Genomic DNA, 15665 nt, shown 5'->3' with positions numbered 1-15665 from the left:
CAGCTTTATTTTCCAAACCAAAATAGTATTAAAATAAGGCGCTAAGTGCCTTTTTTACAAACATATATGAGTCTAGTAAAATTATCCATAAAAGGAATTTCATACAGTCAAACTCAAAATGGCGCTTATGCCTTAATTTTGAATGAAGTCGACGGCGAGAGAAAATTACCTATTGTTATTGGCGCTTTTGAAGCCCAGTCGATCGCTATTGCTCTAGAGAAAGAAATAAAACCGCCACGTCCGTTAACACACGATTTATTTAAAAATTTTGCCGAAAGATTTGATATCGTGGTAAAACAGGTTATCATTCACAAATTAGTTGACGGTGTTTTCTATTCAAGCTTAATCTGCGAAAGAGATAAAATCGAAGAAATTATCGACGCAAGAACTTCTGATGCTATTGCTTTGGCACTGCGTTTCAATGCTCCTATTTTTACTTATAAAAACATTCTGGATAAAGCTGGAATTTATTTAAAATCAAATACTGCCGAAACAGATTCTGGAGCTCAAGAAATAGACGATGTCCTTTCAAATCCTGAAACTTTTGGACACGAAGAAGAAAGCAACCAATCTGGAGACGTTTACGCAAAACATTCTTTACAAGAATTAAACGAGCTTTTAGACCAAGCCGTTTCTCAAGAAGATTACGAAAAAGCAGCAAAAATTAGAGACGAAATCTCTAGAAGATAAATATATGTTTAATCGTTAAACCGTTTATTCGTTAAATCGATTAAACAAATCCACGATTAAACAAATCCACGATTTAACGATTAAACAAAATGAAACAATACTTAGATTTAGTAAAACACGTTTTAGAAAACGGCAATCAAAAAGGAGACCGTACCGGAACAGGAACTAAAAGCGTTTTTGGCTACCAGATGCGTTTTGATTTAAGTGAAGGTTTCCCGATGGTTACAACCAAAAAACTACATTTAAAATCCATCATTTACGAATTGCTTTGGTTTTTAAAAGGCGATACCAATATTAAATATCTTCAGGAAAACGGAGTGAAAATTTGGGATGAATGGGCCGATTCTAATGGCGACTTAGGGCCCGTTTATGGGCATCAATGGCGCAACTGGAATAGCGAAGAAATTGATCAGATTTCTGAATTAATTACTGAATTAAAAACAAATCCGAACAGCAGAAGAATGCTAGTTTCTGCGTGGAATCCTTCGGTTTTGCCAGATACTAAAAAATCTTTTGAGGAAAATGTAGCCAATAACAAAGCGGCCTTACCTCCTTGTCATGCATTTTTTCAGTTTTACGTAGCAAGTCCAGATCCTGAAAAAGGCGAAACAAAAGGAAAACTTTCATGCCAATTGTATCAGCGAAGTGCCGATATCTTTTTAGGAGTGCCTTTTAACATTGCTTCGTACGCATTGTTGACCATGATGATTGCACAAGTATGCGACTTAGAACCAGGCGAATTTATTCACACGTTTGGTGACGCACATATTTACAATAATCATTTTGAACAATTGGAACTGCAATTAACGCGTGAACCAAAACCACTACCAAAAATGATTTTAAATCCAGAGATTAAAAACATTTTTGATTTTGATTTTAATGATTTCACACTTGTAGATTACGATCCACACCCTGCCATAAAAGGAAGTGTTGCTGTATAAAAATAAAAAAATCCGCTTAAAAATTTAAGCGGATTTTTTTATACAACTAAAACACTGTTTTCACTTCCAGCGTAATCATTCCATTTATAAGAATCGGCTTCAGGATCATTAACATAATTCCCGTCAATCAGATACTTAAATTCATAGATTGCATCTTTCACCAAATCGTAAGTTGCTTTAAATGTTCCGTTTTTTAACTTGCTTAAAGCTCCTTCCGAGGCATCCCAGTTATTAAAATCTCCAACCACCGCTGCCGAATCAGCATCTTTGGCATCTATTGAAAATGTAACTTTAACAACCGGCTTCGTTTTGATAAATTGTTTTTTCAAAGACATAACTATTTCGTTTTTAGATTTATACATCTAAAATTAATTAAATTCAACGAAACACTAACTACCTCCAGAACCGATTTATGATAATACCAAAAACAATATATTTTTTTCGCTTTATTGGTAATTTAAAGTGGTTAAAATTTTGTTTTTCAAATTATTAGATTACTAAAAAGTAAATATTCTATACCCAAAATATTGTCTTTCGAAAATAAATTTTAACTTTATGATCTCATTTTTATCTTATGGAAAAAGAAGTACACGAACAATACGAATACGCTAGACGCCGATTAAGACAAAAAAAGGTTTTATATTTTCATTTTGTTCTTTTCCTACTTGGAAGTTTATTTTTATTTATTGCCAATAGATTTTTTGGTTTCGGAGAAGGCACAAGTCAAAACTGGTGCATCTGGGGTATTACCATCTGGCTTTTCCTTTTTATTCTGCATTTTATAAAAGTGTATATAACCGACCGTTTTATGAATAAAAAATGGGAAAGAGAACAAATTGACCGATTAGTTGCTTTACAGCAAAAGAGAATCAGTCAGCTTGAATCTTCTATCAACGAAGAGAATGAAAATAAAAATTAGTTAAGCATACCATGATTATAATGATAGCGGCTGCAGCCGAAAATAATGCGCTTGGAAAAAACAACGAATTAGTATGGCATTTGCCAAATGATTTTAAAAGATTTAAATCGCTTACTACTGGTCACCATATCATTATGGGAAGAAAAACTTTTGAAAGTTTCCCAAAACCTTTACCAGACCGCGTTCATATTGTAATTTCCCGTCAAGAAAATTACAAACCAGAAGGATGCATTGTAGTAGATAGTATCGAAAAAGCAATTGCTCTGTGCCCTGAGAATGATGACAGCTATGTTATTGGTGGTGGCGAAATTTACAATCTTGCTCTTCCGTTTACTGATATTATTGAGTTAACTAAGGTTCATCATTCGTTTGATGCCGATGCTTTTTTTCCAAAAATCAATAAAAGCGAATGGGTTTTGGTAGAAGCCGAAGAAAATTATAAAGATGAAAAACACCTTTATGATTATACGTATGAAACTTACATTAGAAAATAAATAAAAAACATCCTCTTTTTAGGGAGGATGTTTTTAAATAATTGATTTTTGAAGCCTAACTCGCTCAAGAAGAATTTTGTTTTAAAAAAAATCACAAATGTTGAGAAACATCTGTAAAACTGAATAACATTTAATGTTATTTGAGACCCAAGCCTCAAACGCCTCTAATAACAAATACCACTAAGATATTAAAGGCAGAAAATTAAAATTTCCAAAAACAAATTTAATCCTAAGAACGTACTTTGCGCTTAAATATAGTATTTCCCCCCAAGAACAATACTTTCAAAACCCTTTCATGAACAAATGAATTACCAGCACAAAAAAAAGCAATCATCTGTTTAAGTCATAGCGACATAATCAATCATTAAAACTTTAATCATTTTTACTTTGACAAAGTTGCTCATAATAGCGCTATTAGACAATACCAAGATTTGGGGATTTTAATAAAATACCTAGATTTAGGGATGCAAAATCTGTTTTAAAATAAATCCTTCCAAACATTTATTTTACAAATTAAAAAACTCAATTACAGTTAAACTAGATTGTTTATATTTGCCCAAATAAAAAAAATGTCTGAAAAAATAACTCCGTATAAAGACTCTTCTTTAGGTAAAAAAGAGCAGGTAACCCAAATGTTTGACACCATTTCAGGGAATTACGATAATTTGAATCGTGTAATTTCTTTTGGAATTGATGTTAAATGGCGCAAAAAAGTATTAAAAATAGTATCAGACAAAAAACCAAAAGTTATTCTTGATATTGCAACTGGAACTGGCGACTTGGCCATTTTACTTTCACAAACTAATGCCGAAAAAATTATTGGCCTAGATATTTCTGCGGGAATGCTAGAAGTAGGAAAAAAGAAAGTAGAAGAAAAAAAGCTTTCAAATGTAATTGAACTAGTTTTGGGAGATTCTGAAAACATGCCGTTTGAGGACAATTATTTTGACGCAATCACAGTTGGTTTTGGCGTAAGAAATTTTGAAAACCTAGAAAAAGGTTTTTCAGAAATCTTAAGAGTTTTAAAACCAAATGGCGTTTTTGTTATATTAGAAACTTCTGTTCCAGATAAATTTCCTTATAAACAAGGCTACAATTTCTACAGTAAAAATATACTTCCGTTAATTGGAAAATTATTTTCTAAAGATAATGATGCTTATGGCTATTTGTCTGAATCAGCCGCTGCTTTTCCTTATGGAGAAGCCTTAAACAATATTTTAAGAAAAACTGGGTTTATAGATGTTGTGGCTATGCCTCAAACTTTTGGTGTCGCAACAATTTATTCTGCATCTAAAAAATAGTATGAAAAAAGTTGTAATCTTATTTTTATTGGTCTTAACGACAAAAGGACATTCGCAATTTGCTAAAAACATGTTTAGCAAAGATCCTATTATCAATCTTGAAAACTGGCAAAAGCAGCGTATTTACTTTGGCTACTATCTAGGTTTTAATAGTTTTGACTTTAAGTTTGATTACAAAACTCCCGTAAAGGAAGATATTCAGGTTAAAAAAACAACTGGTTTTAATGTGGGGGTTGTAGCCGACTTAAGACTTCAAGAATATATCAACCTGCGCTTTGAACCAGGCTTGTATTATACCAAACGTGATCTTTATTTTCCTGGTATAAGCAACAAAGAAAGTGATTATTTGAGAGAAGTAAACAGTACTTACATTCACTTTCCTTTGTTATTGAAATTTTCTGCCTTGCGTACAGGAAACATACGCCCATACTTGGTTGGCGGTATGTCTACAACTTTAAATTTATCTAGTAACGCCAAATCTAAAGACGATAACTTTGAGCAGAAATTTAGAGTAAAACAATGGACTGCTGCTTACGAATTAGGTTTAGGAATTGATATTTTTACCGAATACTTTATCTTCTCTCCTTCTGTTAGAGGAATGTTTGGTATAACAGATGAACTTATTAGGGACAATACTCCAGACAGCCCATGGACAGGAAACATTGATTCGATGAAATCTAGGGCACTTTTAATAAATTTCACTTTTCATTAAAACAAAGTATCAACTATTTCGTTTAAATTCACTAAGAATAATTGCTGTTGCGGTAGCGACATTTAAACTTTCGGTTTTTTGAAGCTCTCCAAATCTAGGAATTGTAAGACGGCTGGTTACAGTTTTTTCAATCTCTTCTGAAATCCCATTGGCTTCATTACCCATAATAATGATTCCATCCTGAGGCAGTTTTGATTGGTAAATATTTTCTCCGTCCATAAAGGTTCCAAAAACAGGCAGTTTAGTTTGAGCAAGAAAAAGTTTTAAATCAACATAGCTTACATTTACTCTGGTAATAGATCCCATTGTAGCTTGTACCACTTTTGGATTATAAATATCTACTGTTTCTTTAGAACAGACAATCTGCTTAATACCAAACCAATCGCAAAGACGTAAAATAGTGCCTAGATTTCCTGGGTCTCTGATGTCGTCTAAAGCTAAAATTAAGCCCGAATCGATTATTTCTTTTTCGGCTGGAATTTTAAAAACTGCCAAACAAGAATTTGGAGTCGACAAAGCACTTATTTTTTTCAGTTCTTGTTCATTAATAAGAGTGCGTTTTGAGGTGTGAACCGCTTGAAAATCATTCAACGTGGTGTATAAATGTTCTAATTCAAAATTGGATTGCAGCAATTCTTGAATTACTTTTACTCCCTCAGCAAAAAATAGCTGATTAGCAAAACGCTGCTTTTTTTGATGCAAGCCTGATATTAGTTTTATTTGGTTTTTACTAACCATAAAATAATGTACTTTTGAATTAAATATTAAATAACACTTGAAAAATAATTCCACAAAAATAATAGCATTTCTTCTAATTGCAATATTAATTTGCGCTTGTAATGCCGTAAAAAGAGTTCCCGATGGAAAAAATCTTCTTGTAAAAAATAATATTATAGTTAACGGAAAATCGACAAACGATGAGACAGCTTCTAATCAGATGTACCAAAAACCAAATGGTAAATTATTAGGTTATAAGCTTCGACTAAATTTATACAATTTAGCAAATTTAAATCCAGATTCTACTTATCAGGCCAAATTTAAAAACAATCCCGGAAAGTATGAGCGCATGTCTAAGATATTCTCTGCAAAACAAGTCGACCGTCTTGGACAATCTTTTTATTACAAAGGAATTCATGAGTTTCTAAAAAATACTGGTGAACCTCCAGTAATAATTGACACTTCTAAGGCTAAAAAATCATTGCTTCGATTAAAATACTATTATTTCAATAATGGTTTTTTTAATGTCCAAACCGATTATACTATTGATACTGTTGGAAAAAAGAGAGCTGCAATTAATTATAATATCACTACAGGACCGGCTTACAAGTTAGATACTATTAGAACCAAAATAATGACTCCTGCATTAGACTCATTATATAGAACTAATAATGAACCTTCTTTATTAAAATCTGGAAATCAATATAAAACTACTGATTTTGAAGAAGAGAAAAACCGTATCACAACATATTTCAGAAATCATGGTGCTTATTACTTTCAACCTACTTATGTAACTTTTGACATTGATACCATTGGTAAAAAAGCAAAAGCTGATGTCACTTTGATAATAAACAACAACACAATTCAAGATAGAGATTCAAGCCGTACTGAACCTTTTAAATTGTACAAAATTAGCGATGTAAACATTTACACAGATTATTCTGCTGCAAATTCTAAGAAAAAACCAACTGACAGTGTAACATACAACAACTTTAATCTTTACAGTTACAAGACATTAAAATATAGACCCCGTGCGATAACCGACGCTATCTTCATTACAAAAGGAAGCACTTTTGCTGATTTTAGAACCACTCTATCTTCTCGATATTTAAATAATTTAAGGATTTTCAACTATCCATCAATCCAATATGAAGTAGACAAAAGAGATTCTACGGCTCAATCTCTTATTGCCAATGTTTATTTGACTCCAAGAAAAAAATACAGTTTTGGAGCAACACTTGACTTAACACACTCTAATATTCAAGATTTCGGAATTGGAGCCAGTGTTTCTGAAACTATTCGTAATGTATTTAACCGTGCCGAAACTCTTGAAATTTCTGCCCGTTTAAACATCGGATCTTCCAGAGATATGGCCAACCCTAACAATAATTTCTTTAATGTTTCTGAGTATGGTTTGGATATGAAACTAAACTTTCCAAGAATTTTACTACCGTTTGGAACAGAAAAAATTATCCCCAAAAGTATGATCCCCTACACCTCTATTACTTCTGGTTTTTCAAAACAGCGAAATATTGGTTTGGATAAAGAAAATTTTACAGGAGGTATCTCATACAACTGGACACCAAAACGTCATAATACGGCAAAATTCGAATTATTAAATGCGCAGTTTGTCCGTAACTTAAATCCTGACAATTACTTTAATGTATACACTTCATCTTATGATGATTTGAATTTTATTGGAAAAGATTACAATGTGGATCCTCTCAACTGGGGAACCACAACAGAGGAACAAGCTAGAAAAGACCTTACCATACCTAAAGGAACAACTGGATTTACGAATGATGTGTTGACCGGAAAAACAGCCTTGACTCCAGACAATCCGCAATATCAAGAAGTTGAAAGTATTGAGGAAAGAAGAGTTCGTTTGACCGAAAATGATTTTATCCTTGCAACAAGTTTTTCTTTCACTAAAACAACTAAAAAAGATCTGGCAGATAACAATTTCTATCAATTTAGAACCAAAATTGAGTCGGCAGGAACACTATTGTCATTAATTTCTGAGGTTGGAAATCTTCAAAAAAATGCAAAAGGCAATTACGAGATTTTTAATCTAGAATATTCAGAATATATAAAAACCGAATTTGATTATATCAAACACTGGGATTTTGGAAAAGAGAAAGTTCTGGCGGTGAGAAGCTTCTTTGGAATCGCAATTCCGTTTGGAAATTCAAACTACATCCCGTTTTCACGAAGTTATTATGGCGGAGGTTCCAATGATAACCGTGCTTGGCAACCTTATGCTTTAGGGCCAGGAAGCACAAATGCCGTAAACGACTTTAACGAGGCCAATATGAAAATTGCAGCGAGTGCCGAATTTCGTTTCAAAGTTTTTGGAGATGTAAAAGGAGCATTCTTTGCAGATGCCGGAAATATCTGGAATGTGCTCGATAATGTGATAGATCCGAAAGCAAGATTCGACAACTTAAACGATTTAGCTGAAATTGCTTTAGGTACAGGATTCGGTTTAAGATACGATTTAAGCTTTTTTGTGATTCGTTTAGATTTAGGCTTTAAGACTTATAATCCAGCACATGAGAAGGGAGACAGGTGGTTTAAAGAATACAATTTTGGACACTCCGTTTTAAATTTTGGTATAAATTATCCATTCTAATGCTAATTAATTCTTATTTTTGCAACCTAAAAACTAAAAACAACTATAAAAAAAAATTAAAATGGCACACAACATTAAACCAGGAGTAGCTACAGGAGATCAAGTACAAGAGATCTTTAATTATGCGAAAGAGAAGGGTTTTGCTCTTCCAGCAGTAAACGTTACTGGATCAAGCACAATTAATGGAGTTCTTGAAACTGCAGCGAAACTTAACGCGCCAGTTATCATTCAATTTTCTAACGGTGGAGCTCAATTCAACGCTGGAAAAGGATTATCAAATGCAGGTGAAAAAGCAGCAATCGCGGGAGGAATCGCAGGAGCAAAACATATTCATACTTTGGCAGAAGCTTACGGTGCAACTGTAATCTTACACACTGACCACTGTGCAAAAAAACTTTTACCTTGGATTGACGGTTTATTAGATGCTTCTGAAAAACATTTCGCAGAAACAGGAAAACCATTATTCAGTTCTCACATGATCGATTTGTCTGAGGAGCCAATCGAAGAGAACATCGAAATCTGCAAAGAATATTTAGCTAGAATGAGCAAAATGGGAATGACATTAGAAATCGAACTTGGTATTACAGGTGGAGAAGAAGATGGCGTTGACAACTCAGACGTAGATAGCTCTAAATTATATACTCAGCCAGAAGAGGTAGCTTACGCTTACGAAGAATTATCTAAAGTGAGCCCTAAATTTACAATTGCTGCTGCTTTCGGAAACGTTCACGGTGTTTACAAACCAGGAAACGTAAAATTAACTCCAAAAATCTTAAAAAACTCTCAAGATTTCGTACAAAGCAAATTCAACACTGGACACAACCCAGTTGATTTCGTTTTCCACGGAGGTTCAGGTTCTACACTTGAAGAAATTAGAGAAGCTATTGGTTACGGAGTTATCAAAATGAACATTGATACAGATTTACAATTTGCATATACTGAAGGAATCCGTGATTATATGGTAAACAATATTGAGTACTTAAAAACTCAAATTGGTAACCCAGAAGGTCCAGATGCTCCAAACAAGAAATACTACGATCCAAGAAAATGGGTTCGTGAAAGCGAAGTAACATTCAACGCGAGACTTGAACAAGCTTTTGCTGATTTAAATAACGTAAACACGTTATAAAAAAGTATTCAGTTTACAGTTTTAAGTGTTCAGTTTGAATACTTAAAACTGAATACCACTGAACACTGAAATTTTTTATTACTGAACACTGAATACTAAAAGAAATGGCTTGGTTTAAAAGACAAGAAAAAGGGATTACGACCGCTACTGAAGATAAGATGGACGTTCCGAAAGGATTGTGGTACAAATCTCCTACTGGAAAAATTATTGATGCTGACGAATTGGCGAGAAATTTGTTCGTAAGCCCTGAAGATGATTTTCACGTTCGAATTGGAAGCGCAACCTATTTTGAAATTTTATTCGACAACAACGAATTTGTTGAGTTAGATAAAAACATGACTTCTAAAGACCCTCTGCACTTTGTGGATACAAAGAAATATGCAGATCGTTTGAAAGATGTAATGGAAAAAACTCATCTTAAAGACGCTGTACGTACGGGAGTAGGAAAATCTAAAGGAAGAGAACTTGTAATCTGCTGTATGGATTTCGCTTTTATTGGTGGATCTATGGGAGCGGTTGTAGGTGAAAAAATTGCAAGAGGTATTGATCACGCTATCAAAAACAAACTTCCTTTTGTAATGATTTCTAAATCTGGTGGAGCTCGTATGATGGAAGCTGCTTATTCTTTAATGCAATTAGCAAAAACTTCTGTAAAACTAGCTCAATTAGCTGAAGCTAAATTACCTTACATCTCTCTTTGTACAGACCCAACAACAGGAGGAACAACTGCATCTTACGCAATGTTAGGAGATATCAACATCTCTGAGCCAGGTGCTTTGATTGGTTTTGCTGGTCCTCGTGTTGTTCGCGATACTACAGGAAAAGATTTGCCAGAAGGTTTCCAAACTGCTGAGTTCTTATTAGAGCACGGTTTCTTAGACTTTATCACGCCAAGAAAAGAATTGAAAGATAAGATCAACTTATATATCGATTTGATTCAAAATAATGACATTAGATAGTTTTAAAACTACTTAAAATAGAAAATCTCAAGAAATTCTTCTTGGGATTTTTTTATATTAAATATTAACATATCATATCAACGAAATAAATTCCGTTGCTACCGACATTTCATTCCTACGGAATTTTTCTTAGCTCGCTTTCTTCAAATCCTTCTTCAAATCCTTCTTCAATTCTTTTTCAGCAATTTTAAAGACTAATTTTTCACGCCAAAGCGCATAGCGTTCTCTAAAAACTACTTTTATTGCACTATCTACAGCGCCATGCATAAATAAACTCCAAACGCTGGCCATTTTTCTACTAATCGATTGATCCCAAGCGCGAAGCGTAAGCGAAAAAGAACCATCTATATAACGCATCCAATGCCACATTCCTGTTGGCATGAATAAAGTATCTCCGTGTTCTAGAAAAACTTCATACCCTTCCACTCCTTTTAGAGCTGGGAATTTTTCAAAATCGGGATTGGCAACATCATAATCTTCTAAAGCATAAGTTGTATTTGGAAGACAATACAACCTTTTTTTCCATTTATTATCGAATAAAATAATATGTTTTCGACCTCCGAAATGAGTATGGAAAAGATGTGGCAAATCGATGTCATAATGCAGAAAAGTAATCGCCTTAGAACCGCCAAAAAACATGGCTGGCATACTTTCTATAAAACCGCCCATTAATTCTTTTGGGATTTTTACATCGTCAATTAATTCAGGTCTGTGTTTGAAAAGATTGAAGAAAAAAATACGCAATTGTGTTGGTTCGCGTTTGATCAAATCCAGATATTCTCCAAATTTCATACTTGCTATAGAAGCATTTATCACTTTTGTTGGATCTGCCTTTGAATTATCTACAAGCTTAACCTCTATATCTCCAGCAATTTGCTTGAAATACTCTGTTGACCATTTTTCTCTTGCTGGCCAATCCTTAGTAAGTCCTTTTATAATTAAAGGCTTTCTTTTGTCTAAATAATTCTTTTTGAAATCTTCTCTAGAAATAGACTCAACAGTATCGACAGATCTAAGGTTAAAGCTCATATATTTAACGATTTATGTTCTTGGTCTATCAAAAATATCTAATTATTTCGAGCCATCAAAATTTACAGTAAAATAACACAAAAACAATATTACATTCCTGTACGAATGGCCTCTACAGGATCTAGATTTGCCGCTGAAACCGCTGGCAGAATCCCCGAAATTAGCCCAATAAAGGCCGCTAGGCTTGTTCCCAAAATTATATTCCCTAAACTTAAAACAAATTCAAAATCGAGGACTTTTGTTAAAATTACAGCGATTCCCCAAACCATTAGCAGACCAATGATTCCGCCAATAACAGAAAGAATAATAGCTTCAAACAAAAATTGGAATAAGATAAATTTATTTTTTGCCCCCAACGACTTTTGAATTCCGATAAGATTGGTTCTTTCTTTTACCGAAACAAACATAATATTGGCAATTCCGAAACCTCCAACAAGAAGAGAAAATCCGCTGATGATCCAGCCTACAAAATTCATCTGACCTAAGATTCCATCAATAAAGTCCGTAAAACCAGAAAGCACATTAATAAAGAAATTATCCATTTCTCCAGCTTTCATTCCTCGGATTGCTCTCAGTTTTTGTGCAATTTCTGCTTTATAGGCATCCATATCAACACCTTTTTCAGGCTTTAAAACTATAACTGGAGTCATAGAATCACTATCACCATACATTCTTCTTAAAAAATTGGCTGGAAGATAAACCGAAGTATCATTGCTGTCTCCAAAAAAACCTGCTCCTTGTTTTGCAATTACCCCAATTACAGTAAAACGCTGTCCGTATAAACGAATACTTTTTCCGATTGGATCGCTTGAACCGAAAAGTCCATCCGCTATATCATATCCGAGAACAATAACGGCAGTTCCAGAGTTAGATTCAGATTCGTTATAAAATCTTCCTTTATCAAAACTCAAGCCGTCGATATCGACCATTTCGCTTGACGCTGGAATAATATTTACATCGCTGACAGTTTTAGAATCGTATTTTAAACTTTCTCTATTTACAAAAAGCTGATATGCTACCTGATCTGTATTATTCATTGAGTTTTTCAGACCGATATACTCATCATATTTTACATTTGGAAACTGCTCTCTCTTCCATTGCGGAATTTCAGATGGTCCAAAACAATATTTCATTAAATAAATCGTATTTTTATCCAAGCTGCTCAAATCTTTAGAGATTTTTTTATCCAAAGAGTCAACAGCAGCCAAAACAGCAATAATCGAAAAAATACCAATCGTTACACCTAAGAGCGACAATAAAGTACGTAATTTATTATTTCGCAAAGCATTGATGGCAAAACTCAAACTTTCTTTTAATAATCTTAGATAAACGATCATATTTTTGTATTTTTCAATAAAGTAAAATTCAATAATTTAAATTCAAAAACCTAATAAAAGTTAACTTACTCATCAGTAGATTTTTTTAGCATTTTGTTACATGATTTTTTTTTAATATAATATATAAAAAAACTACTTTTGCAGTCTCAAAATCATAACTACACAATGAGCACAACTAAAAAAATACAATCGGCATTAATTTCTGTTTTTTCTAAAGATGGATTAGAACCAATTGTTAGAAAATTACACGAACAAAATGTAACGCTTTATTCAACTGGAGGAACTGAAGATTTCATCAAAAACCTTGGTATTCCAGTAGTTCCTGTTGAAGACATTACTTCTTTCCCAGAAATTCTTGGCGGAAGAGTTAAAACTTTACACCCAAAAATTTTTGGTGGTATCTTGAATCGTCAAGACAATGAAAGCGATGTTCAGCAAATGAAGGAATTTGATATTCCTCAAATCGATTTAGTGATTGTTGATTTATATCCTTTTGAAAAAACAGTTGCTTCTGGAGCAAGCGAACAAGATATTATTGAAAAAATTGATATCGGTGGTATTTCATTAATTCGTGCTGGTGCAAAAAATTTCAAAGACACTGTGATTGTAGCTTCTGTTAACGAGTACAGTTTACTTTTAGATTTGATTACAGAGCAAGATGGAGCAACAACTTTGGAGAATAGAAGATTGTTTGCTACTAAAGCTTTCCACGTTTCATCTCACTATGATGGAGCTATTTTTAATTATTTCAATACAGACGAGACTATTTACAAAGAAAGCATTGCAAACGGTCAAGTTTTAAGATATGGTGAAAATCCTCACCAAAAAGGATTCTTCTTTGGAGATTTTGATGCAATGTTTAAAAAACTTCACGGAAAAGAATTATCATACAACAACTTATTAGATGTTGATGCTGCAGTAAATTTAATTGCTGAGTTTAAAACTGACGGACCAACATTCGCAATTCTAAAACACAATAATGCTTGCGGATTAGCTTCAAGAAAAACAATTAGCGAAGCTTATTTAGCAGCTTTAGCTTGTGATCCTACTTCAGCTTTTGGAGGAGTGTTAATTTCTAACACAAAAATTGATTTAGAAACTGCACAAGAAATCAACAAATTATTCTGCGAGGTTGTAATCGCGCCATCTTATGATGATGAGGCAGTTACGGTTTTACAAGAGAAGAAAAACAGAATTATTTTAGTACAAAACGACGTTGAATTGCCAGCTCGTCAAGTAAGAACTTGTCTTAATGGTTTGTTAATTCAGGACAGAAATAATATTACGGATAATAAAGAGCATTTAAAAACCGTTACAATAACAGAACCTACTGCTCAAGAGATCGAAGATTTGATCTTTGCTTCTAAAATCTGCAAGAATACAAAATCAAATACTATTGTTTTTGCTAAAAACGGAACATTGATTTCATCAGGTACAGGTCAGACTTCAAGAGTTGACGCTTTAATTCAAGCAGTTGACAAAGCAAAAGCTTTTGGATTTGATCTAAATGGAGCTTCCATGGCAAGTGATGCATTTTTCCCATTTCCGGATTGTGTAGAATTAGCCAAAAAAGCAGGAATAACTGCTGTAATTCAGCCAGGAGGTTCGATTAAAGACGAATTAAGTATAAATTATTGCAACGAAAATAATCTTGCAATGGTATTTACAGGAACTCGTCATTTTAAACATTAATTTGTTTAACTTTGTTCGATAAATAATTTATAACATTTTAAACCCCTAAAAAACTTATGGGATTTTTTGATTTCATGACCGAGGATATTGCGATAGACCTTGGAACCGCAAACACTTTAATCATTCATAATGATAAAGTTGTCATTGATAGTCCATCTATCGTTGCACGTGATAGAGTATCAGGCAAAATCATTGCTGTTGGTAAGGAAGCCAATATGATGCAAGGTAAAACACATGAAAACATCAAAACTATAAGGCCTTTGAAAGATGGTGTAATCGCTGATTTTGATGCTTCGGAAAAAATGATCAATATGTTCATTAAAAGTATTCCTGCATTGAAAAAAAGAATGTTTACTCCAGCTTTACGTATGGTTGTATGTATTCCTTCTGGTATTACTGAAGTGGAGATGAGAGCGGTGAAGGAATCTTGTGAGAGAGTAAACGGAAAAGAAGTTTACTTGATTCATGAACCAATGGCGGCGGCAATTGGTATTGGTATTGACATTATGCAACCTAAAGGAAACATGATTGTCGATATCGGAGGTGGTACAACAGAAATTGCTGTAATCGCATTAGGCGGAATTGTTTGTGACAAGTCTGTTAAAATTGCGGGTGACGTTTTTACAAACGATATCGTGTATTACATGCGTACACAGCACAACTTATTTGTTGGAGAAAGTACTGCTGAGAAAATTAAAATTCAAATCGGAGCGGCAATCGAAGATTTAGATGGCCCGCCAGAAGATATGTCAGTTCAAGGTAGAGATTTGCTTACTGGTAAACCAAAACAAGTAGATGTTTCTTACCGTGAAATTGCAAAAGCATTAGATAAATCTATTCAGCGTATCGAAGATGCGGTAATGGAAACATTATCTCAGACTCCACCTGAGTTAGCAGCAGATATCTACAACACTGGTATCTATTTAGCTGGTGGAGGATCTATGTTAAGAGGTCTTGACAAACGTATCTCTCAAAAAACAGATTTACCAGTTTATATTGCTGAAGATCCTTTGAGAGCTGTTGTTCGCGGTACAGGAATGGCTCTTAAAAACATTGCTAAATTTAAAAGCATCTTAATCAAATAAGATTCAAAATAATAATCAATTTACTTTT

General features: G+C 33.6%; 15 protein-coding genes. 11 read left to right on the top strand and 4 right to left on the bottom strand.

Annotation, left to right across the window (positions count from 1 at the left end; translation table 11 throughout):
- The first annotated feature begins 66 nt into the window (after nt 1-66).
- The gene (locus tag PQ463_RS20275; protein ID WP_008466556.1) at nt 67-690 is read left to right on the top strand and encodes a bifunctional nuclease family protein; all 624 of its coding nucleotides are present in this window, start codon (nt 67-69) and stop codon (nt 688-690) included.
- 89 nt (nt 691-779) lie between these two features.
- Nucleotides 780-1631 carry a thymidylate synthase gene (locus PQ463_RS20270; RefSeq protein ID WP_111379457.1) on the top strand — a complete coding sequence of 284 codons (852 nt, stop codon included), beginning with the start codon at nt 780-782 and terminating at the stop codon, nt 1629-1631.
- A gap of 38 nt (nt 1632-1669) precedes the next feature.
- Here the strand turns inward: PQ463_RS20270 and PQ463_RS20265 are convergent, their stop codons facing one another.
- Nucleotides 1670-1966: an isoamylase early set domain-containing protein gene (locus tag PQ463_RS20265; protein WP_274255225.1), complete on the bottom strand. Its 297-nt coding sequence runs from the start codon at nt 1964-1966 to the stop codon at nt 1670-1672.
- A 239-nt stretch (nt 1967-2205) separates the two neighbouring features.
- Here PQ463_RS20265 and PQ463_RS20260 point away from each other — a divergent pair, with 239 nt between their 5' ends.
- The 4 genes from PQ463_RS20260 (at nt 2206) to porT (ending at nt 5057) form a co-directional block, all read left to right on the top strand.
- Entirely contained in the window at nt 2206-2550 is a 345-nt protein-coding gene (locus PQ463_RS20260) for a 2TM domain-containing protein (protein WP_274255224.1), read from the top strand.
- Nucleotides 2551-2561: 11 nt separating this feature from the next.
- Nucleotides 2562-3044, top strand: a complete 483-nt coding sequence (locus PQ463_RS20255; protein WP_274255223.1) for a dihydrofolate reductase — start codon at nt 2562-2564, stop codon at nt 3042-3044.
- A gap of 569 nt (nt 3045-3613) precedes the next feature.
- Nucleotides 3614-4345, top strand: a complete 732-nt coding sequence (gene ubiE, locus PQ463_RS20250) for a bifunctional demethylmenaquinone methyltransferase/2-methoxy-6-polyprenyl-1,4-benzoquinol methylase UbiE (protein ID WP_111379460.1) — start codon at nt 3614-3616, stop codon at nt 4343-4345.
- Between the two features lies 1 nt (nt 4346).
- Nucleotides 4347-5057: a type IX secretion/gliding motility protein PorT/SprT gene (porT, locus tag PQ463_RS20245; RefSeq protein WP_111426084.1), complete on the top strand. Its 711-nt coding sequence runs from the start codon at nt 4347-4349 to the stop codon at nt 5055-5057.
- Between the two features lie 9 nt (nt 5058-5066).
- Here porT and PQ463_RS20240 read toward each other — a convergent pair whose 3' ends face one another.
- Nucleotides 5067-5795 (bottom strand): RNA methyltransferase, encoded by a 729-nt coding sequence (locus PQ463_RS20240; RefSeq protein WP_274255222.1) that lies wholly within the window; start codon nt 5793-5795, stop codon nt 5067-5069.
- Nucleotides 5796-5832: 37 nt separating this feature from the next.
- On the opposite strand from PQ463_RS20240, the gene tamL reads away from it, so the two are divergent.
- The 3 genes from tamL (at nt 5833) to accD (ending at nt 10494) form a co-directional block, all read left to right on the top strand.
- Nucleotides 5833-8406 (top strand): translocation and assembly module lipoprotein TamL, encoded by a 2574-nt coding sequence (gene tamL, locus PQ463_RS20235; protein WP_274255221.1) that lies wholly within the window; start codon nt 5833-5835, stop codon nt 8404-8406.
- Nucleotides 8407-8467: 61 nt separating this feature from the next.
- Nucleotides 8468-9535 (top strand): class II fructose-bisphosphate aldolase, encoded by a 1068-nt coding sequence (gene fbaA, locus PQ463_RS20230; RefSeq protein ID WP_008466540.1) that lies wholly within the window; start codon nt 8468-8470, stop codon nt 9533-9535.
- A 104-nt stretch (nt 9536-9639) separates the two neighbouring features.
- Nucleotides 9640-10494: an acetyl-CoA carboxylase, carboxyltransferase subunit beta gene (gene accD, locus PQ463_RS20225; protein ID WP_111367748.1), complete on the top strand. Its 855-nt coding sequence runs from the start codon at nt 9640-9642 to the stop codon at nt 10492-10494.
- Nucleotides 10495-10623: 129 nt separating this feature from the next.
- Here accD and PQ463_RS20220 read toward each other — a convergent pair whose 3' ends face one another.
- Both PQ463_RS20220 and PQ463_RS20215 read right to left on the bottom strand, forming a co-directional pair.
- On the bottom strand, nt 10624-11523 hold the full coding sequence (locus PQ463_RS20220; protein WP_274255220.1) for a cupin-like domain-containing protein: 900 nt from the start codon (nt 11521-11523) through the stop codon (nt 10624-10626).
- An 89-nt stretch (nt 11524-11612) separates the two neighbouring features.
- Nucleotides 11613-12860, bottom strand: a complete 1248-nt coding sequence (locus tag PQ463_RS20215) for an ABC transporter permease (protein WP_274255219.1) — start codon at nt 12858-12860, stop codon at nt 11613-11615.
- Nucleotides 12861-13025: 165 nt separating this feature from the next.
- Between PQ463_RS20215 and purH the strand changes: the two genes are divergently transcribed.
- Together purH and PQ463_RS20205 are read left to right on the top strand one after the other, a co-directional pair.
- Nucleotides 13026-14552: a bifunctional phosphoribosylaminoimidazolecarboxamide formyltransferase/IMP cyclohydrolase gene (gene purH / locus PQ463_RS20210; RefSeq protein WP_274255218.1), complete on the top strand. Its 1527-nt coding sequence runs from the start codon at nt 13026-13028 to the stop codon at nt 14550-14552.
- A 56-nt stretch (nt 14553-14608) separates the two neighbouring features.
- Nucleotides 14609-15637: a rod shape-determining protein gene (locus tag PQ463_RS20205; RefSeq protein WP_008466528.1), complete on the top strand. Its 1029-nt coding sequence runs from the start codon at nt 14609-14611 to the stop codon at nt 15635-15637.
- Nucleotides 15638-15665: the final 28 nt, after the last annotated feature.

Source organism: Flavobacterium sp. KACC 22763 (assembly GCF_028736155.1).
Lineage (GTDB): Bacteria > Bacteroidota > Bacteroidia > Flavobacteriales > Flavobacteriaceae > Flavobacterium.
The sequence above is the reverse complement of the archived record's forward strand: the minus strand, read 5'-3'. Positions and strand labels throughout refer to the sequence as shown.